A 26893-nucleotide genomic window follows, 5' to 3' on the forward strand; every position below is an offset into this window, starting at 1 on the left:
CCATGGCGTAGATTCTATCCCCAACTTAGGACATAGAGTTTACAGTGATGTGATTTTATTTTTTGCGTTACAGTTTGCGTTACAAGTAAAATATGGTTTTAATTAATTTATAAAATACAATATCTTAAGTTTCGGTTTAGATGCACGCTGAGCGCACCAAATCAATAGCTGAACATACAAAAATATAGTCTAAAAGCCTTTAAATACAAGGTTCTATAATAAAAACATAGCAAAACATAACAAAATAAATAAGGATATAGTTGCAAGTTATAAGGATATATATGAGGATATATTCGATTCTATCGACTTTTGTATCCTTATTCCGACTATGGCTAAGCACATAACACCTCTATCAGATTCAAAATGCACAAGCTCCAAGCCACAAGATAAAGATTATTCTTTATACGATGGACAGGGCTTAATTCTGTTTGTACGAAAAAGTGGCACTAAGGTATGGCGATATAAATATAAAAAAGCCAATGGCAAAGATGGGTTGATGACTTTGGGTAATTTCCCCGCATTAAGCCTAAAGTCAGCAAGAGATAAACGCCGTGAATATGAAAAACTACTGGCACAAGGTACAGACCCCATCGAATATGAAGAAATCCAAAAGTATAAAAAGGACAATTCATTTAGTTTTGAAGCCATAGCCCGCGACTGGCATAAGGAATACAGCAATACAGGCAGATGGATACCTGATACCGCAAACAAAGCATTAAGGAATTTAGAGGACTATGTATTCCCATTGATCGGGGATAAGTCTATTGATGAAGTGAAGCCTAAAGATTTAGTTATGGTTTTGCGCTCAATTGAGGAAAAAGGATTTACAGAGGTACTCAAGAAAACAAGACAGAGATTTAGTGCCATTTTTGCTTATGCAATCTCAAGAGGTTTATTAGAAGAAAATCCATCTTATTTCTTAAAGGACGTATTTGTTAAGACCAATAAGGCAAAACACTATCCGCAATTACCACTTGAGCGATTGCCTGAACTACTACAGAGATTAAACAATGATACTGGCTATCCATTAACAAGGTTATGCACGGCGTTTACCTTACATACCTTTGCGCGTTCAAGTGAGGTACGTTTTGCTCGTTGGACTGAGTTTGACCTTAAAAAGGGGATATGGGCTATACCACCAGAGCGGGAATTAATAGAAGGGCAGAAGTTTTCTAATCGTGGTGCCAAAATGAAAGAGGAACACTTAATACCTTTATCACCTCAAGTCATTTCTATTCTTAATGAGATTCATGTTTATAGCCACATGACTAAAAATGTCTTTCCTAAGAATGGCGACCCTCAAGGCTTTATCAGTGAAACAACAATCAATAATACCTTGCGCCGTTTAGGGTATGACACGGATAGCGAGATATGTGGGCATGGCTTTAGGGGTATGGCTTGTTCTGCATTGGTGCAAAGCACACTATTTCAAACAGAAGCAGTAGAGAAGCAAATGAGCCATCAAGAACGTGACCAAGTACGTTTAGCTTATACGCATCAAGCCGAATACTTAGAAGAACGGAAAGCTATGCTGAATTGGTGGAGTGACTACTTAGAGTCAAATCAGCACAGCTTTATAAGTCCTTATGACTTCACTCAGCAGCTTTTAAGCAATGATGTAATCAATTTTAAATATGCAAAATTGGCTAAGTGACAAGACTTGTCGCAGTAATGCCAATAGATACACAAATATAGTTTTATATCGTTTATATTCAGTTTGCTAAGTCTAGCCTGACGGGGTGAAAGTTGGATACCCAATCCAATTGGCTTAGCTGTTTAATTGGGATGCTGTGGGAGGCATTTATAGTGTTAATTAGTAAAGTAAAAGATTCAGTTGAAAATGAATATTTCTACGTGTGGCAGGTTGCAGAGCTTTTATATAGTCAGACTGAAGGTAACTGGGAAGATGTGGCTCAATTTTTAGGATACTATGATTTTGAAACCAAGTTGCCATTATATAAATGTGATTATTGTTACCGTATAACTGAGGCATCTGACAAGAAATCTATTCGAAAATTTATTGATTTACTTAATTCTTTTTTACCTTTTGATAGTGAGGAAAAATCTAAAAAGGTTGTTATTTCAGCTAAAGTTGCTGTTAGTATGGATTTATGGCGTAAACAGGATATTTATAATTTTCAGCCTATTATGGATTTAGGTATTATCGAGAAACCCCAAACAAATATAGTTCAAGAAAATTCCCTTGATAAGTTAAAAGCAGAGTTACAGGAAAAAGATGCAGAAATAGAATTATTAAGACAATCCCAATCAACTCAACAAAACAACCTGTTAAATCAGATATTAGATGACCAACACCCCTTTTATGCTTTAGACCTAGCTAGAGCAATACAGCTTTGGAAACATGCTTATATTGAATCAGCTAAAGAGGATAGTCATACAAATAAAGCTAATTTATGGATAGTTAAAAATACTAATTATGATGTTAATAAGTCATCGGGGAGTAGGTTAAGGGAGATAACTACACCATTAAAAGACTGGAATCCACAAAGAACTAAATAATATTTAAGTTGTTGATTTATATATGGCTCACCTAGACTAGGTGGGCTATTTTTTTGCCTGCCTGACCTTACAGCACCTATAGCCTAATTTGCTTTTATGGACTAACAATATTTAGCCATACAGGTGCATAAATGACTATTCAACCTATCCGCGTTCAATTCAAAACAACTTGCGAGCTACTCGATGTAAGCCGTGAATCGTTGCGTCACATTCAGCGTACAGATGCCGACTTCCCGAAAGCAATCAAGATCGGAACGAGCAAACAAGCGCCTGTCTATTTTGACTATGCAGAGCTTTTAGAGTGGCATAACAATAAAAAGCAAAGCTTCGTAGTATCGGAGGCTTAAGCATGACTAGTAACACCCAATTACAGCAAGTTTTAGCCCACTTGAAAAAATGTAAGACGATTAAACAGTTAGAGGCTATTAATCTTTTTAATTGCTTCCGATTAAGCGATGTCATTCTACGTTTACGTAAAGCAGGGTATGACATTGTTACTCACCGTGAACCCAATAATGCTAGTACTGGTACACATGCTCGTTATGAGTACAGAAGGGTAGAGTGGTGAAAGAGTTGTTTTTAGACCTTTTTAAAGGTGCATTAATGGGCATTTGTTTTGTTGTGTTTTGCTTAATTCTTGCAACAGCAAGCCGTTCCGCTTATGCTAATACTGTTCACCTACATGGTGAATTAGTCTTGGCAGACTATCAATTCTCAAACGGCGTACATTCCGCTCCATGCGGTTTTTTTGTGCGTAATATCTCTATGCGTTCGCATTTTATGGCGAAGCTGGGGAGGGACACATTTATGTGTGCAGGTATCCGTTTGAGCCTGTCTGCCAACCCTTTTCAGCTTTGCCACCCTTACTTGGCAGTATTTGGCAAAGCTCCTGTAAATTCAAACGGAGCGCATTAATCATGCCTAATCAAATTAATACTGAATTGTTTGTTAGTTCTGAATATCAATCAAAAGAAAGAATACAAACATGGATTGATGCAATAGCAGATAACAAACGCTATTGCTTTGATATTGCCGTTGGACTCGCAGATAGTGATATTGCCTATCCTCTAGGGAACTGGAATATTCCCTTTTACTCTATTGAGGAAGCTAACCAGTTTAAGAATGAGGCTCAATTAAAATACCCTGACTATAATTTTGATTTTATTACAGGGACTTTGCACATTGAGAAAGCAAGGGAGGACGTTTCTTGTGTATTTTGGGATAAATGGCAAAAGAAACATAATGAGCGTATTTCTTTATTAGATAATAAAAAGGCGGTGTCACTATGAATAACACCGCCCAAAACTTTCAGCAAGACTATGATAAGCCTGATGACATTCTAACGCATTGCACACAGCTTGTATCGTTTGATGATGCTTATTCATCACATCCATTGATAAAGCGTTTTGGCAGTCCTGAACAGCCGATTTATGTTGATGATAGTAGTAAAGACAAGCCGTTAATTCTGCCTATTTATAATGGGCAGCTTGAGCTTGTACAGTGTGCAGTCATGATAGATGGGGATATGGTAGAACTCACATCCAATGGAGAGGATGCAGATCGAGGACTGGCTAAAGGTTTTGCAAGGTATGGCGATTTTGACCATAGCAAGCCTGTCATTATTACTTACAGCCTAGAATCATTCTTTAAAGTTGCTCAGACTGGCTACGCCGTTGCATTGGTCATGTTACCCACACTATGCAGTAAACATCAAACAAAACGCAGTAAAAATCAAACAGAACTCAAGCCGTTCGATTTTGAGAAGATTCAATTTGTCATTAATCAGTTATCGCAGGCAGGTTATACAAAGTTATATCTACCTGTCGCCCTTAAACAGATGAACCTTGAGCCATTTAAAGCATTGGAACAAAACACGGCGGTTAGATTGCTTAACCAGTATTTAAAAGTCGGTGTGAGTGAGTTCTATTATCAGTTTATTAAAGATGAGGACACGGCAGAAATACAGGCATTTTTTGATGAAGCTATAGAGCAATTAAATCCGAATACATGGGGTGAATTAATCCCAATATCTAGCGAGGAAACAGTAGCGAATCTATACCCGATTCATGCTTTGCCACCACTGGCACAAGATGCAGTTAAGGCTATATCAGAGCATGTGCAATCACCCATAGCAATGACTGCCCAATGTGTAATTGGTGCAATGTCACATATTGCCCAGTCTAAAGTAAATGCACCGCACCCATTCGACCCTCAAGGTGAACCATGTAGCCTATATCTAATCACAGAGGGGCAAAGCGGAAGCCGTAAGAGTACAAGCCGAAACCTAGCAGATCAGGCAATCATTAAGCATGAGCATAAGCAGTATGAGCAATACCGCAGCGACCTTGAGCAATGGAAAAGTGGACAGGCAGGATTACCTAAAAAAGACCGTGAGGCATATTGTGCTGAGAATCCACCACCCAATGACCCAAGCACCATTTATAGCGATGTAACACTGGAATCTATTGCAGGCTTTTATATTGATGGCATTTTAAATAATGCGTCCATTGCCAGCGATGAAGCAGGTCAATTTTTTGGTGGTCATAGCATGAAAGCCGATACACGTAACCAAGCACTAGGAGGATATGCGAAGTTATTTGATAATGGCTTTGTGGAACGTACACGGTCAAAGTCCAATTTAAACGGAAGTGGGCGAGCTTATGACGTTAGATTGACATTCAACTTACAGGGACAACATGAGGTATTAGCAGATGCACTCAAAGACCCAGTGCTAAGGGGGCAAGGATTTTTGCCTAGATTCATCTTAACCATTCCTGAAAATTTAGCAGGCACACGCTTACAGGATGCAATCTATAGAAATAAGAAAGCTAACACCGACCACAGGCTTATTGCCTACTGGACGCGCTGCGAGTATCTGCTAGATGACTGCCCACAGGTAAAGCCTGAGCATGAGTTGCATAATGGTCGTTATGTTCTACCCATGAATGATGAAGCAAGGGAGATTGATGCTGCATTCTACAATATGTTTGAGGGCTTGCAGGCTAAAGGGAAGCGTTATGAGTACCTACAAGCGTTTGCCAGTCGTGCCAGTCAATTAGCACGGCGTTTAGCTACTGTATTTGCATATTTTGAGGGCTTGCAGTGGATTGATGGCAAAACATTAAAGGGAGCGTGTGAAGTTATTAAGCACTCATTAAATGAATGGGCAACGTATGCAGATATTGAGGTTAAAGCTGAAAGCGATGCGGAACGTCTAATTAAGTGGATTGCTAAAAAATGCAATGAAAAAAAGACTGACCGAGTGACGTATTCATATATTCAAACCTCATGCCCTAGACCAATGCAGGGCAATAAAAACCTTTTAGAGATGGTTTTGAATTTATTGATAGATTCAAACCATATCAAGATCGAATCTATGGGGCGGACAAGATACGTTGTAATTAACCCTTGTTTAGTAAAAACGTGACCAAGTGACTAAGTGAGCATGAAAGCCTTACAGTTAAAGGCTTTTCATTTAGTAGTCATTGTTTTACTAAGTGACTAAGTGAAACTTTAAGACCACTATTCTATTTAGTCATTTAGTCAGAGTGGTTTTAGGTGACTACTAAACATAGAGCCTTATATATCAATGGTTGTAGAGCTATTTAGTCATTTAGTCAGACTTTTAAAGAAAAATATATAAATTGAGAGTGAACCAATGGCAAACGTAAACAAAGTCACAGTGATGGGCGTATTAGGCCGTGACCCTGAAACAAAACAATTTCCCAACGGCGGAAGCATTACAACATTCAGTGTTGCAACTATTGATAATTGGAAAGACTAGACTACAAGCGAACGCAAACAGGCTACAGAGTGGCACAGAATCGCCACCAGTAACCGATTGACCAAGATTGCGAGGTGTAAGTACCTCAAGCAAGGCGGAAAGGTTTATATAGAGGATTCATTGCGTACCCGAAAGTGGAAAGACCAAAGCGGTAATGAAAAGGAAGTGACAGAGATTAGAGCCGATGTGCTGCAATTGCTTTAGTGAATAGCTTCCTTAGTTGGGGGCTTGTTCGCAATCCGATGCAATCTATATCTGTCCGTATCTGTGCATATTTTTGTATCTACTAATTGCAAATTATTCTTAAAAGAATAAAATGAGATTGTAAGGGTGTAATAACCCTTTATATTATCTAGCCCAAATTAATGGGCTTTTTTAGACTCTAAAGAAAAGTAGAGTGCTGTTTTATCCTGCTTATATGGAGAACGACTATGAAAATGCATTTTTCAAATGTAAGCCTTTCATCTATTCGTAAAGCCAATCAGAATATGATTGACGGCAAGAAAGCTGATACCTCAAGCCTCCCAGTAAGTGTTCAGCAAGATATTTTAAAACGCCGCTACTCTGCAAATGAGATTAACAGTGCCTATGCGCGCACTCTTAGCCGAGATTAAGCATTCATATGAGCAGACATCAAACTTTCACTAAATTGGTGACGGATGACAAAGATTTTGTCGGCATGGTCGCTTACACAATATATAAAAATGAAAAATTAGACTGGATTGCTCAATTTAAGACACAAAATTCAAATCGAGAGCCAACAGAGGATGAGTTAAAACAATTCAACTTAACCACTGATTCAGATCTGCGTATACAACAATATCGCCAAATGGCTGAAACAAGTGTTAATAACTTTGTTAGCGCAACAATAGTTGATGAGCTAACTCAGTACCAATTGGCTATTAGAGATGATGCTATTGTAAAGGCTGCTAAAAAAGGCTTTTGGCAAGGGATTGGGGAAAATGTTTTGGCAGGTATTATTGGTGCTGCCATAGTGACCCTTTTTCAACTTGGGATATGGTTGTATCAGGTAAAAGACAATCCTGAGTTTAAAAAACAAGCCACAGATCAAATACAACAAACAGCAAATTAATAAATAGCCTCCTTGACAGGGGGCTTTTTTAATGTCGATAAAATCAAACTAAATCGACATAACATAGATAACGTGTCGATTGGGTACACCTTATTCACCAGTCCAATAGCTAAACCTAGTCATAAGTTAGCTATAACTAGCTATCTGCAATCCCTGTTTTGTCACACTACATCCAACTAGAACGCCGTATTTTACAGATACGCCATATCCTGAATTTGCTTTGAGTAAAGCAGAAATACTTTATTTTTATTGGCATAAACTACCAAAAAAAACCACATAAAATAGGCCCATACTGGATATCTTTATTATAAATTAACCCTAAACCAAAATTTAAACATATAAAACAAATACTTATATTGGTTTTTTCTATTTTTTTATAGTTGTTTTAGGGTTGTTTTACCTGTTTCGCAAAACAACCCCATGAAGCTTTTTGTCAAGCATAATTTTTTAGTATGTTTGAACCGATAATGATTGGCAAAATATTACATTTTCAGCACATAAGATTAGTGATTTATCAATGTAAAAATAACGAATAAATTTGTGTATTGTGGAATTGAAAAAGCCCCCATGCTTATGATTAGGCATGGGGGCTTTTCTGCGAAGATAGAGTTTTAAAACTTGAGTAACCTTACCATAGTTTTTACATGGTTAAATCAATAAGGAAAAGTGCTTGGGCAATGATGGACTCTTGATATCGGAAACAAGCCACAGGAATCGGAAAGCATGGAATTAAAAAACCAAGTAAATTACAACCATGATTGGTAGGTGTGCAAATACATATTCAAAATTGTTACGCTACTACCGATCAAGTAGGCTTTGCACTGATAAACAAGGGGTTAGATAACCCGACTAAAAAAGGGGTACATTCAGGAATGAGGATACAAGAGAGGATACGCAGCGATATAGTGAAATAGTAAAGCCTTTGTTTGTATGGCTTGTAGAGCATTGTTCTATCCCCGCTGAGCGCACCATTTATCTGTTAAACTATTGTAATTATTATAATTTATAAATTAATTTTTCATTTTGTGTATTCATAATTATTTTCACTTGTTTGTAATTGAATATTTTATAACTCACTAAATTTTTATTCTTTTATATTCATATCTATCTAATTGCATTGTATTTATATAAAAATACTTTAATTCACCTACTTATATCCTTATCTCATTGAGTACTTTGTATTGGTCAAATACTTAAGACTCGGGGGAAACAGGATTCGAACTGGTGGAATCATTATGAATGGATGTAAGAAGATAAATCAGATAGATGCTTTGGCCAACGATGCTCTTTTTGAATTATGGTACAGAAACATGAAGAGAGCGTTATCCATGTGAAGAAGGGTGAGCCGCGGGATTAGGTTATTGATGAGTTAGATATAGAGTAGGAAAGTTGAATTGGGAAATTGTAAAATCATGATTTCAACCGGTACCGATATAATTTTATCGAATTTAAAATTCCAGAATTCTTAAAGAAAAAATCTTTTACTATATTATGGGAACTCCAGTAGTTCTATATCTGCTTTTATCAGTAATTCCAAATTTAATCGGTTGCCTAGTACCTGAGAGTTACTGTCTTGCTGGATCAGATAAATTGGTTGATGTTCTAACTATTTCCACATACGTGATACCAATTATTTTAATTATTGTTGTCTTCCATATCGGCGGTAAAAAACTTGCCTATTACTTGCTTGTAACATGTAAATGCTGTGACAAAACTATCCCAATGATCACTATGATCTAGCTCCTCCATTTTTATGCAGGCTTGCATCTTAGAAAGGCATCCGTCAACTTTCTGTGCATATATTTTGGCTCAGTAAAAACCTATGATGTGTAACCCTTAATATCCACGTGTTGCGCCATCCGGATTACGTGGATCAGAATAGCCATAGATGCCATCTGGCAGAATTTGGATGGTTTGGGTTCTGCCCATGGTAGATTTCTGCACAATTTTATGACCTTTTTGCTTTAATAATTCGAGGGTATCGGCACTGATGCCTTTTTCCACACGGATTTCGTCCGGTAACCACTGGTGATGAATTCGTGGTACCGCTGCCACTTCAGCTGGGTTCATCTGAAAATCGATGCTATTGATCAGGGTTTGTAGCACGGTACTGATAATTCGGGAACCTCCCGGGCTGCCAGTGACCAGCCAAGCTTTCTGATTTTTTAATACAATTGTGGGTGTCATTGAAGACAGTGGACGTTTATAGGGAGCAATGGCATTGGCATCTCCGCCAATTAAACCAAAAGCATTCTCTACACCGTGTTTGGCTGAAAAATCATCCATTTCATTGTTGAGTAAAATGCCGGTACCTGCTGCGACAATGCCACTGCCAAAGTTGAAATTCAGGGTATAGGTCACCGAAACGACATTGCCGTGTTGATCGACCACTGAATAATGTGTGGTTTGGTCACTTTCATAGGGGATCGGGTTGTTGGGCTGAATGGAGACCGAAGGACGGGCTGTGGTAGCTGAAATCTGCTGAGCTAGCATTTTCGCATATGGCTTTGAACTAAGACCTGCCACAGGCACATGTACAAAATCAGGGTCTCCCAGATATTTAGACCGGTCGGCATAGGCCAGTTTCATGCTTTCGGCCAGATAATGAAGGGTCTGGGCACTATTTGCTCCCCACTGTTGCAAGGGGAATTGTTCCAAAATATTCAGCATTTGTACCAGATGTACACCGCCGGAACTTGGCGGTGGCATGGTGACAATCTGATAGCCTTTATAATTGCCCCTGATGGGCTGACGTTCGATAACTTTATAGGCATGCAGATCACTTTTTTGCATGATGCCCTGATGCTGCTGAATTTCTGCAATAATTTTGTCGCCGATTTCCCCACGATAAAACATGCGACTACCCTGTTGGCTAATTACTCGCAAGGAATGCGCCAAATCCTGCTGAACTAAACGTTCACCATAGCGTAAGGGGCGATTCTCTTGAAAGAAAATAGCACGTGAACTGGGCCATTTACCTAATTTATCTTGAGCTGCATTCAGCATTTTGGCCAAAGAATGGCTGACCGGAATGCCGTTTTCTGCCAGTTGAATTGCAGGGGTGATTACCTCTGAGAGGGGCAAGCTTCCCCATTTTTTCAGGGCATATTCCAGACCTGCGACTGTGCCAGGAACCCCGATGGCATCATGTGAATACAGTGATTTGCCGGCAATAATATTGCCATTTTCATCCAGATACATATCCCGTGACGCACGACGTGGAGCCATTTCACGAAAATCCAGCGCAATATTTTTACCAGACTGGGCATCATGCACAATCAGAAAACCTCCACCGCCCAGATTACCGGCATGCGGTAAAACCACTGCCAAGGTAAATCCAACGGCAACGGCGGCATCAACCGCATTGCCACCGCGTTTCAGAATGTCCAGACCGACCTGACTGGCGATTTCATGTTCGGAGGCTACCATACCATTTTGTGCCCGAACCGGATGAAAAATGTCATTATCATAATCATAACTGCTAAGCGTTGCCTGATTGAGTGCCGTATTTGCATAAAGTTCAGTAGTAAGGCAACAAAGTGTGGCCAAGCTAAGTTTCAGGGCAAAACGGATCAACATAATATTTCTCAAGAAAACGAACAGTCGAAGCCACACAGCATTCAGCGCACTATCCGCGCGTCGTTTTGGGGCGTCTTAGTATATGCTGAAATTCATATCTGGTTGAGGGTTGATAGAAAAAGCAGGTTAGGACAATGCCGTAAAAGACCATGAAATCATCAGATCGCTCAGTGATGATTTTCTCACAAGCGAATTTTTTCAATCAGCATTCAGCAGTTCGGCCTGTTTTTTCAGCATAGTTTTTGAAGCACTACCGAATTTTTAATTTCATTTTTTCTGATTGTAAAATACGACCAGTAATACCGCGACTATGATCAGTATCACAACTATTACATATCTTTCCATAGGTTCACCTGTAACTAATCGGTGGTCTTAATTCCGAGCATTTAATCTCAAAGCTATTTTTATAGTAATCCGGAGCTGATTCTAAATCAGACAGTAATTTAGCTTTAGTGTATTCAGCTGGTGATAGCCTTAATAGCGATGGAATGTAATTGGATTTGTATGCTATAGGGTATCTTTGTTTAATTTCCGTCAGGGTAAAATCTAATTTTTTAGCGCTTTGAATCAGTTTGAGTTGCTGTAAGTTTTGTTCAGTATAATCCTTATAACCATTGCTTCTAATAAGTGGTTTAATTAATTGCAGTTTTTCATAAAACCGGATGGTATCCCGACTGAGATTGATGTGTTGTGCTAATTCTCCGACTAGCATCATAATCTCCACATCTTCTGTATAAAAACACTTGACCCTAGAGTGTAGTTCATACTTTATCTTAAGCATGAATCAATCAACAGAGTATCATTCTATGCAAGGCTTAAAACAAACAGCATGGGTGATTGGGGCAACAGGATTTATCGGTAAATTTTTAACGGCACAATTACTCAAAGAAAATTATCAAGTGTTTGCCATGTGCCGTAATCTCCGTCAGCAAGAAGCTCAATTACGGGACTGGTTAAATTCATCCGGTGCTGTAAAAAATTAGGTGGTGTTTTAAAAAGTATGCTGACATTAAATGAAGCCATTATTGATGTAAAAGAAGGTTAAGTCGAAGGCTTTAAAATGGTTTTCAAGCTTTTTGGAGAAATTACAACTTCTTCTAAAACCACGCCTTATTCGATGCCTTATTTTGCAATTATTACCTTCAATTCCTACAGTAAAAAACTTACCAATACTTTGCTTGCAGTTTTTAAAAGCAGTGATGAAACTGTCCCAATGATCACTTGCAATTCGGGTGTAGTGAATACCTAATTGTTTAAGCTTTGTCTTCAACCTTTGGACTGTAGCTAAATCTCTCTTACCCCAAACATAAGCAACAATCTCACCTGTTTCTCGATGGTAAGCGTAAATAAGCCATTGTTTATTATTTTTATTTCCAACAAAAGTCCAGAATTCATCTACTTCGAGAGATTCATAATGACTTTGTTTAGGCTGAATTTGATAGGCCGATTCAGTTAAAGTCCGTAAGACTTTACCGATACTAATGCGCTCAACTTCAGCGATATCTCGTATACCGCTGCCTCTGACCATTAACTGTAATATTTTACGAGTAATGCCAGAATTACATCCTAGATAGCTCAGAGCATGGTCACCAATAAACTGACGTTTGCAGTCTTTGCATTGGTAGTTCTGTTTCCCATCTACTTTGATGCCATTTTTCTTTATATTGTCACTGAGGCAGGTTGGACATTTGATTTCTAGAGTTATTTGCATTTCTCTATTTTATCAAAACTCAACCTGCTTTTTTTTAGCATACTTTTTGATACACCACCCAAATTTTAAATATGGATTTATTAATTTCTTGGTGGTGTTTCAAAAAGTATGCTGACATTAAATGAAGCCATTATTGATGTAAAAAAAGGTTAAGTCGAAAGCTTTAAAATGGTTTTCAATCTTTTTTGAAAAATTACAACTCCTTCTAAAACCGCGCCTAATTCGATGCCTTATTTTGCAATTATTACCTTCAATACCTACAGTAAAAAATTTACCAATACTTTGCTTGCAGTTTTTAAAAGCAGTTATGAAACTGTCCCAATGATCACTTGCAATTCGGGTGTAGTGAATACCTAATTGTTTAAGCTTTGTCTTCAATCGTTGAACTGTAGCTAAGTCTCTTTTACCCCAAACATAAGCAACAATCTCACCTGTTTCTCGATGGTAGGCGTAAATAAGCCATTGTTTATTATTTTTATTTCCCACAAAAGTCCAAAACTCATCAACTTCAAGAGACTCATAATGACTTTGTTTAGGCTGAATTTGGTAGGTCGATTCGGTTAAAGTACGTAAAACTTTACCGATACTGATTCGCTCAACTTCAGCGATATCTCGTATACCACTACCTCTGACCATCAACTGTAATATTTTTCGAGTAATGCCTGAATTACATCCTAGATAGCTCAGAGCATGGTCACCAATAAACTGACGTTTACAGTCTTTGCACTGATAGTTTTGTTTCCCATCTACTTTGATGCCATTTTTCTTTATACTGTCACTGAGGCAGGTTGGACATTTGATTTCTAGAGTTATTCGCATTTCTCTATTTTATCAAAATTCAACCTGCTTTGTTTCAGCATACTTTTTGAAACACCACCAAAAATTAATCTGTATTCAAGGTAATGTTACACAAACTGATTTAGGGATTTCGGAGCATGACTGGTAGCAATTAAAAACCGTCGATTATCTGTTTAATACTGCTGCTTTATTTACCTTTGGTGTCTGTCAACATGTTGGTAAATTCAATGATTAAAGCATCCAAGGATGACCAAACGACAGGTCAGGAGATCTTGATTGCCAACCAAGAGCAAATCCATTTTCAAAAACTTGTCGAAATTATTTCAGCGCAATTACACGTCAATAGTCCTCGACATTTTATTTCTATCCTGTTGTTAAAATGTCTACTGCAATGGAAGTGGTTGGCAAAAAAAATAGATTTATCAACAGAAATGTTAAATTTCTTAAGAACCGAAACACTGGATTTGAATACATTTAAACAGCTAGATCGGACTTGGAATACTCCAGCAACCGATCTGAAAAAAACCATTGAAAATAACGCAATATGGGTAAGCCAACACCAGGTTTAAGTAGAGTATCATCCACTATCTCACTGCAATGTGTAGACCTATATCCATGTTGCGGTCGGGTTATTGGATCGAAGTTTTATAATGTGTTCATTCTGGGCGTTTGGGAACAGCCATCCTGTTGATATTCAATATTAAAGCAATAGACAATCAACCTGATACGCCAGATGGATTTTCTATTTTCATGTCGGGAGTATAGAACGTGAACTTTGCCTGTATGCGAATAAAGACATTAAGCTCTTTTTAAAGCTTCTGTCGGTTGAAGGTGTTTAGCTGGATAACGGAAGCTGGCACCACGGTGATTCTCTGGAAGCAACGGCCCTTGGCCAAACAGTTTTTCACGTAATGTCCCTTCCGTATATTCAGTTTGATATACATCACGGCGCTGAAGTTCTGGGACTACAAACTCAACCACATCTTCAAAGGTTTGATGTGCCAGGATGTAGGCCAGATTGAAGCCGTCAATATCGGTATCTTGTACCCATTCTTGCAAACGGTCTGCCACTGTTGAGGCTGAACCGACAATTACCGGACCATTGCCACCGACACTGATAAATTTAGCAATCTCTTCAATTGTCCAAACTTTATCTGGGTCGGCTTTGACATAGGAATCCAGCATGGACTGAATGGCATTGGTATGGATATATTCTACTTGATCCTCTGCCTGGAATTGCGAGAAGTCTACACCTGACCAGCCTGAAGCCAGTGTTAATCCACCATGATAGCTGCCATATTGCTGGTATTCTTTAAATTTTAATTGTGCTTTTTCATCCGTTTCATCGACCACAATTGAAAGCATGGTATAGATCAGAATTGAATGAGGATCACGGCCTTCATCGGCCAGTTTACTGCGGATTCCCTCAACCAGTTTTTTTACTGCGGCTTTGGTCGGTGCAGAAATGAATACACATTCTGCATTTTGGCTGGCAAACTTCTGACCGCGGCTAGAGGCACCAGCTTGATAAAGCACGGGGGTGCGCTGTGGAGACGGTTCACAGATATGAATGCCGGGCACAGTAAAATATTCGCCCTGATGTTCAATGGGATGCACTTTCGTGTGATCAGCAAAGATGCCTTTTTCCTTGTCACGCAGCACCGCATCCTGTTCCCAAGAACCTTCCCAAAGTTTATACAGGACTTCCAGGTATTCATCGGCTATGTCATAGCGGTTGTCATGGCTGACTTGTGTTTTCAGTCCCAGGTTTTTGGAACCACTTTCTAAATAGGAAGTCACGATGTTCCAGCCGGCACGGCCTTTGGTTAAATGATCCAGTGTGCTCATGCGGCGTGCAAAGCGGTAAGGGTGCTCAAATGAGATGGAGGTCGTCACTCCAAAGCCTAGGTGTTTGGTTACAGCAGCCATCGCAGGAACGATTTGTAGAGGGTCATTCACTGGAACTTGAACCGCACCTGTGAGCGCATGTTCAGCTGACTGGTGATAGACATCATAAATACCCAGCACATCGGCAATAAAGATACCGTCAAATTTACCGCGTTCCAAAATTTGTGCTAAGTCTGTCCAGTATTCCAAGTCTTTGTATTCAGTCGAACGATCGAGCGGATGCCGCCATAATCCCGGGGATTGGTGGGCAATACAGTTCATTTCGAAGGCATTAAATCTAATTTTCTTGGTCATACTTATCTACAGTAATATTAAAATTTTTAATAATTTTAATAAAAAAATATTGAGACTTTTAATAAGAAAAATATCAATATTTATCACAATACCTGTTTATGAAAATAAAGTATTTAGTAATGAGACCTCTTTCATAAAGCAAAAACATACAGCTTTTGGGTAATTATCTGTACCGAAAATCTTGTAGGATTTATACATCATCTATGGATGATATATATGGATATAAAAATTTTTCTGACCCTCAGTTCAAGCTATACACGGTTATCTCCTGGTCAGCTTTTTATTTAATACTTGATCAATTACAGAAGCCTATCCCGTCTGAAGGCAGATCACCTAAGTGAAGCTTAGACAATCAGATTCTTCTCTATCTTTGCTGAACGTTATCGAAATAAAGGGAAAATACTCAGTTTTAGATTTAATTTAATCACTGGAATCTACAGCATGGAAATGAGTAAAAAATGATTCATTAAAGCAGTCTATTCTTTCTTTTTATCCTTTATATAAAAATATGAAATTCTAAGAATAAATACTACATAACATTTTAATTAAAATGATTTTCTTCGCTTATTAAATTATAAATAGTCTTTAAAAATAATGTTAGCTTTTATCCATTATATATAGGGTAACTAGAGCATTTTATAATGACATCCAAAATTGAAATAAATCTGAAACATGCAGACAATATTCCAAAAGATTTTTATCAACATGACCAATTGGCACATGTTATACAGTCAGATGAAGAAGCAATTGAAGTGGCGCAGCAGCTGGCGGCTGTTTTTGCCAAAGAGGCTTCCAAACGTGATCATGAACGCCTTTTGCCTTTGCAGGAAGTGCAGCAGTACTCAGCTTCAGGCTTATGGGGAATTACGATTCCAAAGCAGTTTGGTGGTGCAGGGGTTAGCTATAAAACTCTTGCAGAAGTGGTAAAAATTATTTCCAGTGCAGATTCCTCATTGGGTCAAATAGCACAGAACCATTGGGCCTTTTTGGAACATATCCGTCTGGATGCCAGTTCAGAACAGCAGGCATTCTTCTTTGACCAGGTGCTAAAAGGACAGCGTTTTGGCAATGCCTTTTCAGAAAAAGGCTCAAAAACAGTGGCAGATCTGAGCACCAAAATCGAGTTCAAGGATGACCATGCGGTGATTAACGGCCAGAAATTCTTTGCTACTGGTGCACTGCTGGCACACTGGATTCCTGTGGTTGCGGTCAGTGATGAAGGCAAGCCATTTGCAGCACTGGTGCCACAGCATACACCGGGTTTAACCATTGTGAATGACTGGAGTGGTTTTGGCCAGCGTACCACTGTGAGTGGTTCAGTACTTCTAGACAATGTACAAGTCGATCTGAAATATGTTGTGCCGATCTATCAGGCATTTGAACGTCCTACGGCAGCAGGAGCAATTTCACAATTTATCCAGTCTGCTATTGATGCGGGTATTGCGCGCGGTGCAATTAACGAAACCATTGCTTATGTACGCCAGCATGCACGTCCGTGGATTGACTCTGGTCTGGAACAGGCCGTGCAAGACCCGTACACCATTGCCAATATCGGTGAATTAAAAATCAAGCTGCGTGCGGCCGAAGCAGTTCTGGCTTTAGCCGGTGAAGCGATTGACCGTGCTTTGGAAAACCCGACGGAAGATACGGTATCTAAAGCGACGTTAATTACGGCCGAATCGAAGGTACTGACCACTGAAATTGCCCTGTTGGCTGCCAATAAGCTGTTTGAACTGTCTGGCACACGCTCAACACTTTCTGAATTGAACCTAGACCGTCACTGGCGCAATGCACGCACACATACTTTACATGACCCTGTACGCTGGAAATTTAATATCGTCGGGAATTATTACCTGAATGATGTTCCACCACCGCGTCATGCATGGAGCTAAAAGGAAAAATATTATGACTCTTCAAGCCAATCAAAACTTATCTCTGGGTGCAGATTACCAACAGGTTGCGGCTAAATTCCGCCCGATTTTTCAACGAATTGCAGATGGTGCGCTGGAGCGTGAAAAGACCCGCACACTCCCGTATGAACCAATTCAGTGGCTGAAGCAAGCCGGTTTTGGTGCGATTCGCGTACCCACTGCTTTTGGCGGTGACGGTGTATCGCAGAAACAGCTGTTTCAACTGCTGATTGAACTGGCAAAAGCCGACTCCAATGTGGCTCAAGCATTACGCGGCCATTTTGCCTTTGTCGAAGATCGCTTAACTGCCAATAAAACTCAATCTCAAAACCTCTGGTTTCAGCGCTTTGTACGGGGTGAAATCGTTGGAAATGCCTGGACGGAAACCGGCAAAGTTGAAATTGGCGATGTGGTGACCCGTGTCACTGAAAATCCACAGGGCCAGCTGGTGGTGAATGGTCAGAAATACTATTCCACTGGAACCATCTTTGCCGATTGGATCGACTTATTTGCCTGGGATGAAACCACGAATCAGCATGTGATTGCTGCGGTGTCGACTCAAGTGCCAGGCATTCAAGTGGTGGATGACTGGAACGGTTTTGGCCAAAAAACCACAGGCAGTGGTACCTTGACCATTCAGCAGGTTGACATCAACCGTGATCATATTTTGCCATTTGAAGAACGCTTTAAATACCAAACTGCCTTCTATCAAGTGGTGCATTTAGCAACCTTGGTCGGTATTGCACAAAGTGCTGTAGAAGCATTTACTCAAGAAGTCCGCAAGCGCACCCGTATTTTCAGTCATGGCAATGCGGATTTGGTCCGCGACGATGCACAAATCCTGCAAGTGATTGGTAAAGCGTCTGCACAGGCTTATGCGGCTGAAGCGATTGCTTTGCGTACTGCTGAAGCACTGGATGGTGCCTATATCAGTCATTTTCAGAATAATGCGGCGGCTGATCAGCAGACAAATGACCGTGCTGAACTGGAGTCTTCACAAGGGCAGGTGGTCATTTCAGAGCTGGTACTGAATTTGACTACAGAGCTGTTCAATGCACTGGGTGCCTCTGCCAGCACTACCGAAAAGCAGCTGGACCGCTTCTGGCGCAATGCCCGTGTTGTGTCTTCTCATAATCCACTGATCTATAAACAGAAAGTCATTGGTGACTGGGTAGTGAATCAGGCACCTTTGCCTTATGTTTGGCAGATCGGCAACAGTCCGGTAGCTAAAAAGCAGGAAATTGCAGCATAAATATGATTTAAAAGATTTAAATAAAACCGCATTGATATGCGGTTTTATTTTATTGAGAGGCTCGAAAAATATAATCTCAGCTTTATTTTAATTCATGTATTTCAGATATTTTTAAATCTTATTTTCTATCTTAGTTTCCAGAATTAAACCTGACCAAAGCCGTTCCAGTCGTCAATGATGGTTACACCTGCAGCATCATGCGGAATCAGTATGCAGGCTGGGTTGCCATTCAGATCGGTCATCCTGACATCCACCCAGTCAGCATACAGGCTGCTGGTGGTATAGTATTTTTGCCATTCAGCACCACAGTCCCGTTTTTTCATTGTGCAAGATGCGTGCTAAATTGTTCAATGGACTCTTTACCGCCTTCCGACCAGGCACTGCCAACTGTTCCACCTTTGTCGATATATTGCAGCCATAACGCTTTAAAAGCCTCATTCTGGCTCAGCAGCAGATCTTCAGTAAAGCCAAAATGCACACGCAATGCCTGAGGTAAATTGGCATCTGCCTGTGCGAGTAATCAGCAGGGTAAACAGTTCAGGAAGGGTGGTATCAAAATCATGATAAGCCTGCATACAGCCGCTGATAGCGGAATGTTGATGATTTATCTGGAGCAAAAAAGAGCACCCGAAAGTGCTCTCATGCTGCATGCTTCCGCACACATTTAGAATGAATGGAACATTAATGAAAAACGGTTTCCAACGCCTTTAAGCCGACTTTAGGGTCGAGCAGGCCATTATAAATGTCTGGGATTTCACGTTCTACGCCAAAAAACTCGTAAATGGCAATCATGGCACCACGTACTGAATATTCCACGGTAAACACTACATCCTCTTCAATTTCCACAAACTGGCCTAAGAATGCAAAGTTTTGCGAGCCTTGAGGGATGACTAAAGGGCGATATCGCCAGGTTTACGGCAGGCGAACAAGGCAGATGCATAGGGCATCATGGCGGTGGTAATGTCGGTGCTTTGCAGCACATGGTCTAAAATGTCATCAAAACCGAGCTGCTTGACCAGTTCCGTTAAAATCTCTTTGCCTGTCGCTTGTGACATGGGCTTTTTGATGTAATCACCTGTATGGTCAATTTGGAAACCGTAGCCCCAAAGGGTGTACATGCCTTCAGGCAAATCGGCAAAGTGTGGCTGTGCCGGAACAACAATAGATAAATGCCAGCCAGACTCAAACCAAGTCATCAGTGCACCTGTACCCGGCTCATTACCGGTATAGTCAATGATGCGTTTTAACAGTACCTCATCTTTCATGGTCAGGGTAAAAGACTCCCATTTATGTTCATCGACATTGCCATAAAAGGTCATGGGACGGCCAAAATCCGGTGCCTTTTTAGCTAATGTATCCCACAATGTCCAGCCATGATCCAAACGGTCACGAATTAATGCAGGTACATCATCCTTGCCACCATAGCGAGAATCTGCGGTAATCGAACCTAGAGTGAAAATGGCCAAGTCATGCGCTTTCAGCTCAATCTGCTCTGTGCCTTCAGGTAGTTTGACATACAGGCGTGTAGCACGGCGCTCTTGTGTGTCTGCATCAGTCATGAAGTCTGCATCTGTTACATAATTGCCAAAGCGCACATCGACACCTTGCTCCACTAGCCAGCGCTGTAGCGGCAGAATCATCGAATCATACTGATTGTATTTGGTGTGCTTTACCCCTGCGAGCGTATGAATGCGTGGCAGCTCTTGAATGAAGCGCAAAAAATAGCGGCGTAGTTCGGCGGCGCTATGCCATTTTTGAAAGGCGAATGTCGTACGCCACATGCGCCAGAAGTTGGTTTCAAAAAATGTTTCATCAAAAAATTCATCAATACGGCGACTACCGATTTTCTCTTCTTTAGACGCCAACAAGCGCAGCATTTGCGCACGGTGCAGGGTATTGAGGCCTAGTTTTGCAGCATCGGCAATGACATGCTGCGCATCAATCAAACGCGCTTGAGCATGTGTTTTCACCTGTTCATTAAACTCACGGCATTCTTCACGTACGGAAATTTCAGGGTTTTCCAAAGAGGGAATACTGGAAAATAAATCCCAAAGGCATAAGTAGGTTTCATCGGTCAGCATGCGTCCACCCCGTGTGACCCATGCCTGTGCAGCATTGGGAGTAGGGCCGCCGTCCATTGATCCACCTGAAATATCCAGTTCTTCCAAAATATGAATATTTTTTGCAGGTACTTTCGCATCACGGATTGCAAAGGCCGCTGCTGCCATACCAGCAATACCGCCCCCGATAATCCAAAGATGGGATTGCTGTGCATCTAACCCATAGCGTTTGTTATTTTGCATTATTAGCCCCTCGTTTAATTAATATGATGTGCAAACGGTTTTAAAACCATAAATTTAGTATGCTTTTTTATATATGAAAAATGTATTAAATATAAAGTTATTTATCCACAATTTTTGTAATTAAAGATTTACTTATTATGGTTTTTATGAATGCTTAACGGACATTAAATGATTTTAATTTATAATTAAAATATTGAATTAAAAATACTTATTTAGTTATTGCTCTATATTATTTTTTAAAATAAAGATTTTTATATAATTCACAAGTGAATTTAAATTTATAATAAAAATCTATCATTAATGTGAAAGGCTTGGTCTATACGGTTTTCAAAGCTGGCTCTGCTGTTGTCACACTGAATTATTAGATCAAATCAGGAAGATATCATCTTTGAATGGTATCTCGAATTCAGTGAATCATAAAATCATTCAGCTTCAGTGGATATGCAATAAAGTCACTGATGCCGGTTTTACTTTTCATTAATAATTCAGTACACAGACTAAAGAAACTTTAAAAACAGGTTTCGATGTGGGCTGTCTTGCGGCAACACTTCCAGCAGGTGCTGTACGGCATCTATCCGCTCAGGGGCACGACCAATAATCCGCAGCAACTGGTCGATATCCTGCATTTGGTAAATTAACTGGCTCAGTCGCGCATCAAAACTATTGCGCCAGATAGTTAAAAATGGACTTTCGGATTTGCTTAAAAAACTTCCTTTATACAAATTGAAAGTACTAGTAAGAAGACCCGCATTCAACGATTGTTCTGCCCGTAAAAAGTCACATTGAATTTCACAGCTCAATTTGTAAATACGCGGTTCAATACAGTTGGGCAGCAGGTTACGCAGTTGGGAAAGTTCAGCTTTAAGGGTCTTGATACTGACATCACGTTCGCCGTACAAGGCATAATGCAGTTCATCTAGGCTGATGCCGTATGGATGCAAGACCAAAATACACAGAATCTCAATCTGCCGGTGAGTCAGGCTTAAAACATGCTGATTAAACTGAATCCACGGCGTGCCCAGCGCTTGAATATACAGGACATTTTTTGTTCAAACTGGATGGCACGCTGTACCAAATCGGCACAGCGCTCTACCGCAAGCAAGCCGAGCGGCGTATGTTTTTTATATTTGGTTGAAAGGTTAATAATGCCATGAAACTGGCCAGAGTACGGATCTAAAATGGGGGCTGCATAGCATACCCAGTCACGGACGCTATCCATTTGGTTTTCATGCGAGTAAACACAGCTGGAGGTATGGCTGTTCAATGTCAGTCCGATGGCATTGGTTCCAACGGCCTGAGTGGACCAATGTCCGCCTTCGACAAAATGAACCTGTTCAGCCGAAGAGAGCATGGCCGAACTGCTCCATGTCCATAACAAGGTACCCTGATGGTCGGTCAAGCCTATTGCCATGCCGGAATCATCCGCAATTTTCAGCAAATCGGCATAATTATGCTGAATGGAACGGCAGAACAAGGAGGGCTGGGATTCCTGGGGTAAAGTCTATATAGGTCACAGTCTTGGATATGCGATTTAACACATGTTCAGCTAAAGCCCACTTCATAAGTTTTATGAACTTACTCACTGAACCAAAATTTTCGATGATGAAAATGGCTTAATCAGCCTAATATTCGATAGTTAACTGTTTAAGCTTTGAAATTAATGGTGTTGCATCTTGTTCATGACTTTTTGCGAGAGTCAGTTTTTGATATCCAAGTTTGTGTGATATAGCGATAGGGTGAGTATCTAACCCTGATATCCAGCTATTTAGATAGCATTAGGTAAAGTGAATATCTTGATATTTTCTAATTTTAAGATGAGATAAATTCACATAATGATTAGAAGACATATTTTTATATCATATTTGGTTTTGGAGATTTTCTGCATCTCATTCAGCATTTCTACTCAAAAATTTAATAATAAAAATAAATAAGTATTTATTATTTATAGATTTATTAGATTAAGAATACTCAATTTTTTAAAGGATAAAGTAGAGCAGGTTCATCCTCATCAAACTAAAGACGAGCAAAGAATATATAAACATGAATTTTACTCATCTTTTTATTAGACTAAATCATTTTTATTCATTTAATCATTCGCGTATAAATTATCCCATTCAGAAATTTTGGTTTTATCTCAAAAATTAGGGTAGCGGATCACTATGAGTAAAGAGTTTGCATGTTCAATTAAACGAATTCGTTTTGACGAAAACTATCAGCCAGCAGACAGCACACGTCTGACTACGAATTTTGCCAATTTAGCACGCGGTGAAAGCCGTCAAGAGAATCTGCGCAGAACTTTAGTGATGATCAATAACCGTTTTAATAGCTTGGCAGCTATTGATAATCCAAAAGGAGATCGCTATTCACTTGAAATCGATATCATCTCTGCAGAACTAGACGTTGAAGGCAACGGTAAGACTTTTCCATTCATTGAAATGCTGAAAAGTACGATTACCGACCATAAAACCAATGAACGTATTGAAGGCATGATTGGTAACAGTTTTTCATCTTATGTACGTGATTATGACTTTAGCGTTGTATTACCGGCATTGGGCTGTAAAACAGATGAGAAGCCAGAGAACTTTGGTGATTTGCATGGCAAGCTTTATCAACACTTAGTCAATTCAGAGATCTTTAAAGCAGAGTTTAAGAAACAGCCTGTGATTTGCCTCAGTGTTTCAACAACAAAAACCTATTACCGTACCGCGAATGTGCATCCTGTATTAGGGGTGGAATATAAAAATGATGAATATTCACGCACAGATGACTATTTCAAAAAAATGGGCTTACGAGTGCGTTATTTCATGCCTGCTCATGCAGTTGCACCTTTGGCATTCTACTTTAGCGGTGATTTACTGCGTGACTACACCGATTTTGAGCTCATCAGTGCGATTAGCACCATGGAAACTTTCCAAAAGATTTACCGTCCTGAAATTTACAATGCCAACTCGAACGCAGGTTTAGTCTATCAGCCAAGTTTGAACTATCAGGATTATTCATTGACGCAAATTGTCTATGACCGTGTTGAGCGCGGCCAACTGGCAGTTAAACAAGGTCAATGGACTGAAGAAAACTTTATCAAGCCTTATAAAGACATTCTTGAGCAATGGGCTGCAAGCTATGCCATTGAAAGCCAAGCTGCTTAATTTATTCAATATAGATGATTACTGATTATGAAAATTTTATTACCGACTTCAACAGCGGGCAGCTTACCGAAACCCTCTTGGCTGGCAGAACCTGAAAAACTTTGGTCACCCTGGAAACTGGAAGGTGAACAACTGCTTGAAGCAAAGCGAGATGCTTTAAGTTTGTCGTTGCATGAACAATTGCAAGCAGGCATTGATATTGTCAGCGATGGTGAACAAACCCGCCAGCACTTTGTGACCACGTTTATTGAACATCTTGAAGGTGTCGATTTTGAGAAACGTGAAACGGTTCGAATCCGTAATCGTTATGATGCAAGCGTACCTTCAGTGGTGGGTGCAGTATCACGTAAAAAACCGGTGTTCGTGGAAGATGCAAAGTTTTTGCGCAGTCAAACCCATCAGCCGATTAAATGGGCGTTACCTGGTCCAATGACCATGATTGATACGCTGTATGATGAGCACTATAAAAGCCGTGAAAAACTGGCTTGGGAATTTGCCAAAATTCTTAATCAAGAAGCTTTGGAATTAGAAGCTGCAGGTGTCGATATCATCCAGTTTGATGAACCTGCTTTTAATGTGTTCTTTGATGAAGTGAATGATTGGGGCATTGCAACTTTGGAGCGTGCACTTGAAGGTTTGCAATGTGAAACTGCGGTACACATTTGCTACGGTTACGGCATTAAAGCCAATACCGATTGGAAAAAGACTTTAGGTTCAGAATGGCGTCAATATGAAGAAATTTTTCCTAAATTACAACAGTCTAAAATTGATATCGTATCACTGGAATGTCAAAACTCACGTGTGCCGATGGATCTGATTGAACTGATTCGTGGCAAAAAAGTGATGGTCGGGGCGATTGATGTGGCAATCAATACCATTGAAACCCCAGAACAAGTAGCAGAAACCTTGCGTAAAGCATTGCAATTTGTTGATGCAGACAAGCTGTATCCTTCAACCAATTGCGGTATGACACCTTTATCTCGTCAAGTCGCTCGTGGCAAACTTGAAGCATTAAGCGCAGGTGCTGCGATTGTTCGTCAAGAGCTTGGTGCTTAACACGAAGTGTGGCTAAACCAGAGCAGGGCGAATGATCCCTAGATCATTTGCCATACTTGAGTCTAGGTACGTCATAAATACATTTGAGATAGAAGATATGATTGAAGCAACTGACTTTAGAAATGCAATGTCCTTGTTAACCACTGCTGTGAATGTAATCACAACACAAGGTACGGCAGGGATGCATGGCTTTACTGCATCAGCCGTATGCAGTGTGACCGATACACCGCCCTCATTGCTGGTCTGTATGAATCAATCCTCTCGCTCACATGCACATTTTATTGAAAATAAAGTGCTATCAGTCAATGTGCTCAGCACACAGCATGAACACATCTCTAATGCATTTGCCTCAAGCAAATTCAATTCTGAAGATCGCTTCAAATTTGGTGATTGGACTACACTCGAAACAGGATCACCTGTGTTAGAAGATGCTTTGGTGAGTTTTGATTGTCAGATTGAAGATATTCAAAACGTCGGTACACATAGCATTTTCTTATGTCGTGTCTTAGCGATTAAACAAAGTCAGCAAGAGGAAAGCCTGGTCTATTTTAACCGCGCTTATCATCAAGTCGGTCAATTAGAAATGGCTTAACCGTCCATTGCTTTAATACTCCATTCTTTAAAAGTCAGCATATCGTGGAACTTATTATTTTTTTAGCCATTGGGGCGCTTGCCGGATTTGCAGCAGGGCTCTTTGGTGTGGGTGGTGGAACAATTATTGTCCCGCTCTTATTTATTGTCTTTACCCAAATGGGTTACAGTGCTGACGTCATTATGCATTTGGCCTTAGGCACTTCTTTGGCAACCATTGTGGTTACCTCGATCAGCTCATTGATGGCTCACCATAAGAATGGCGCAGTCATATGGCCTGTATTTAAAAATCTCGCACCAGGAATGGTGATAGGAGGCTTTGTTGGGGCCGGAATTGCAGGATTACTTTCTGGAATTCATCTTCAGCTGATTGTTGGCGTATTTTTGCTTTGGGTGGCTTACACCATGTTTACAGGTTCCAGAAAAGTGGTAGATACCCATAAAGTACTGCCTTCATCGCCTAAACAAGTAGGTGCAGGCGCTGGGATTGGTGTAGCTTCTGCAATTTTCGGTATCGGCGGTGGCAGCTTAACTGTGCCTTATTTAAATCATTATGGTGTAGTCATGCAAAAAGCGGTTGGAACCTCAGCTGCATGTGGTTTACCCATTGCGATTGCTGGTGCTTTAGGATTTATGATTTTTGGTATGAATGCCCACGCCGCTGTGCCCAATAGTATTGGCTTTGTACATATTTATGCCTTTTTAGGCATTAGCCTGATGAGTTTCTTTACAGCAAAATTTGGTGCAAAAGCAGCACATGCATTATCACCACAAATGCTGAAAAAATGTTTTGCCATATTGCTGTTTATCGTTGGATGTTTTTTCCTTTTTAAAGGACTGCGTTGAAACATATTCAATCTTCAGTATGATGAAAAAGCCCATGGAATATGGGCTTCTGTATTTTTGCAATAGCTAGAATGATTGTCTGAGACGCAGTTGTCTTACTCG

General features: G+C 40.0%; 22 protein-coding genes and 5 pseudogenes. 18 read left to right on the forward strand and 9 right to left on the reverse strand.

Features of this window, described 5'->3' with window-relative positions; genetic code table 11:
* The first annotated feature begins 328 nt into the window (after nt 1-328).
* From JFY49_RS05835 to JFY49_RS05880, 10 genes and pseudogenes are all read left to right on the forward strand, one after another.
* Nucleotides 329-1654: a tyrosine-type recombinase/integrase gene (locus JFY49_RS05835; protein WP_200224432.1), complete on the forward strand. Its 1326-nt coding sequence runs from the start codon at nt 329-331 to the stop codon at nt 1652-1654.
* Nucleotides 1655-1806: 152 nt separating this feature from the next.
* Nucleotides 1807-2520, forward strand: a complete 714-nt coding sequence (locus JFY49_RS05840; RefSeq protein ID WP_171542529.1) for a hypothetical protein — start codon at nt 1807-1809, stop codon at nt 2518-2520.
* Between the two features lie 131 nt (nt 2521-2651).
* Nucleotides 2652-2867: a helix-turn-helix transcriptional regulator gene (locus tag JFY49_RS05845; protein ID WP_171542528.1), complete on the forward strand. Its 216-nt coding sequence runs from the start codon at nt 2652-2654 to the stop codon at nt 2865-2867.
* 2 nt (nt 2868-2869) lie between these two features.
* Entirely contained in the window at nt 2870-3088 is a 219-nt protein-coding gene (locus JFY49_RS05850) for a helix-turn-helix domain-containing protein (protein WP_171542527.1), read from the forward strand.
* Nucleotides 3085-3435 carry a hypothetical protein gene (locus JFY49_RS05855; RefSeq protein ID WP_200224902.1) on the forward strand — a complete coding sequence of 117 codons (351 nt, stop codon included), beginning with the start codon at nt 3085-3087 and terminating at the stop codon, nt 3433-3435. Before JFY49_RS05850 ends, JFY49_RS05855 begins: the two co-directional genes overlap by 4 nt.
* A 2-nt stretch (nt 3436-3437) precedes the next feature.
* Nucleotides 3438-3809, forward strand: coding sequence for a hypothetical protein (locus JFY49_RS05860; protein WP_200224434.1), 372 nt, complete (start codon nt 3438-3440; stop codon nt 3807-3809).
* Nucleotides 3806-5947 (forward strand): DUF3987 domain-containing protein, encoded by a 2142-nt coding sequence (locus JFY49_RS05865; RefSeq protein WP_200224436.1) that lies wholly within the window; start codon nt 3806-3808, stop codon nt 5945-5947. Before JFY49_RS05860 ends, JFY49_RS05865 begins: the two co-directional genes overlap by 4 nt.
* 231 nt (nt 5948-6178) lie before the next feature.
* A pseudogene (gene ssb / locus JFY49_RS05870) lies at nt 6179-6505 on the forward strand (single-stranded DNA-binding protein); the annotation flags it as partial.
* 230 nt (nt 6506-6735) lie between these two features.
* Nucleotides 6736-6918, forward strand: coding sequence for a hypothetical protein (locus JFY49_RS05875; RefSeq protein ID WP_200224437.1), 183 nt, complete (start codon nt 6736-6738; stop codon nt 6916-6918).
* A gap of 8 nt (nt 6919-6926) precedes the next feature.
* Nucleotides 6927-7397, forward strand: a complete 471-nt coding sequence (locus JFY49_RS05880) for a hypothetical protein (protein ID WP_200224440.1) — start codon at nt 6927-6929, stop codon at nt 7395-7397.
* Between the two features lie 1641 nt (nt 7398-9038).
* On the opposite strand, the pseudogene JFY49_RS05885 reads toward JFY49_RS05880, so the two are convergent.
* The 3 genes and pseudogenes from JFY49_RS05885 to JFY49_RS05895 form a co-directional block, all read right to left on the reverse strand.
* Nucleotides 9039-9128 (reverse strand): annotated as a pseudogene (locus JFY49_RS05885) (IS1 family transposase); the annotation flags it as partial.
* 105 nt (nt 9129-9233) lie between these two features.
* On the reverse strand, nt 9234-10976 hold the full coding sequence (ggt, locus tag JFY49_RS05890; protein WP_200224441.1) for a gamma-glutamyltransferase: 1743 nt from the start codon (nt 10974-10976) through the stop codon (nt 9234-9236).
* 349 nt (nt 10977-11325) lie between these two features.
* Complete coding sequence (locus JFY49_RS05895) at nt 11326-11688, reverse strand: MerR family transcriptional regulator (protein WP_200224813.1); 363 nt, start codon at nt 11686-11688, stop codon at nt 11326-11328.
* A 67-nt stretch (nt 11689-11755) separates the two neighbouring features.
* Here JFY49_RS05895 and JFY49_RS05900 point away from each other — a divergent pair, with 67 nt between their 5' ends.
* Nucleotides 11756-11959 carry an NmrA family NAD(P)-binding protein gene (locus JFY49_RS05900; RefSeq protein ID WP_413784594.1) on the forward strand — a complete coding sequence of 68 codons (204 nt, stop codon included), beginning with the start codon at nt 11756-11758 and terminating at the stop codon, nt 11957-11959.
* Between the two features lie 26 nt (nt 11960-11985).
* Here JFY49_RS05900 and JFY49_RS05905 read toward each other — a convergent pair whose 3' ends face one another.
* Nucleotides 11986-12687 (reverse strand): IS1 family transposase, encoded by a 702-nt coding sequence (locus tag JFY49_RS05905; protein ID WP_004693132.1) that lies wholly within the window; start codon nt 12685-12687, stop codon nt 11986-11988.
* 117 nt (nt 12688-12804) lie between these two features.
* Complete coding sequence (locus tag JFY49_RS05910; protein WP_001223318.1) at nt 12805-13506, reverse strand: IS1-like element ISPa14 family transposase; 702 nt, start codon at nt 13504-13506, stop codon at nt 12805-12807.
* Nucleotides 13507-13697: 191 nt separating this feature from the next.
* Here JFY49_RS05910 and JFY49_RS05915 point away from each other — a divergent pair, with 191 nt between their 5' ends.
* Complete coding sequence (locus tag JFY49_RS05915; RefSeq protein ID WP_200224442.1) at nt 13698-14054, forward strand: hypothetical protein; 357 nt, start codon at nt 13698-13700, stop codon at nt 14052-14054.
* 229 nt (nt 14055-14283) lie between these two features.
* Here the strand turns inward: JFY49_RS05915 and JFY49_RS05920 are convergent, their stop codons facing one another.
* A complete protein-coding gene (locus JFY49_RS05920) occupies nt 14284-15687 on the reverse strand; it encodes an LLM class flavin-dependent oxidoreductase (RefSeq protein ID WP_200224443.1) in 1404 nt (467 codons plus the stop codon).
* A gap of 641 nt (nt 15688-16328) precedes the next feature.
* Between JFY49_RS05920 and JFY49_RS05925 the strand changes: the two genes are divergently transcribed.
* Together JFY49_RS05925 and JFY49_RS05930 are read left to right on the forward strand one after the other, a co-directional pair.
* Nucleotides 16329-17579, forward strand: a complete 1251-nt coding sequence (locus JFY49_RS05925) for an SfnB family sulfur acquisition oxidoreductase (protein ID WP_180081061.1) — start codon at nt 16329-16331, stop codon at nt 17577-17579.
* Between the two features lie 13 nt (nt 17580-17592).
* Nucleotides 17593-18849, forward strand: coding sequence for an acyl-CoA dehydrogenase family protein (locus JFY49_RS05930; protein ID WP_200224444.1), 1257 nt, complete (start codon nt 17593-17595; stop codon nt 18847-18849).
* Between the two features lie 149 nt (nt 18850-18998).
* On the opposite strand, the pseudogene JFY49_RS17505 reads toward JFY49_RS05930, so the two are convergent.
* The 3 pseudogenes from JFY49_RS17505 to JFY49_RS05950 all read right to left on the reverse strand — a co-directional run.
* Nucleotides 18999-19406, reverse strand: a pseudogene (locus JFY49_RS17505) (monooxygenase); the annotation flags it as partial.
* Nucleotides 19407-19530: 124 nt separating this feature from the next.
* Nucleotides 19531-21152 (reverse strand): annotated as a pseudogene (locus tag JFY49_RS05945) (oleate hydratase).
* A 497-nt stretch (nt 21153-21649) separates the two neighbouring features.
* Nucleotides 21650-22650: pseudogene (locus tag JFY49_RS05950) on the reverse strand (transcriptional regulator); the annotation flags it as partial.
* Nucleotides 22651-23311: 661 nt separating this feature from the next.
* On the opposite strand from JFY49_RS05950, the gene JFY49_RS05955 reads away from it, so the two are divergent.
* From JFY49_RS05955 to JFY49_RS05970, 4 genes are all read left to right on the forward strand, one after another.
* Nucleotides 23312-24298, forward strand: a complete 987-nt coding sequence (locus tag JFY49_RS05955; protein ID WP_200224445.1) for a DUF1852 domain-containing protein — start codon at nt 23312-23314, stop codon at nt 24296-24298.
* Nucleotides 24299-24325: 27 nt separating this feature from the next.
* Nucleotides 24326-25354, forward strand: coding sequence for a methionine synthase (locus tag JFY49_RS05960; protein WP_200224447.1), 1029 nt, complete (start codon nt 24326-24328; stop codon nt 25352-25354).
* A gap of 97 nt (nt 25355-25451) precedes the next feature.
* Entirely contained in the window at nt 25452-25946 is a 495-nt protein-coding gene (locus JFY49_RS05965; RefSeq protein WP_200224449.1) for a flavin reductase family protein, read from the forward strand.
* A gap of 44 nt (nt 25947-25990) precedes the next feature.
* Nucleotides 25991-26791 (forward strand): sulfite exporter TauE/SafE family protein, encoded by an 801-nt coding sequence (locus JFY49_RS05970; RefSeq protein ID WP_200224451.1) that lies wholly within the window; start codon nt 25991-25993, stop codon nt 26789-26791.
* The last annotated feature ends 102 nt before the right edge of the window (nt 26792-26893 follow it).

The organism is Acinetobacter sp. CS-2 (genome assembly GCF_016599715.1).
Classification (GTDB): Bacteria; Pseudomonadota; Gammaproteobacteria; order Pseudomonadales; family Moraxellaceae; genus Acinetobacter.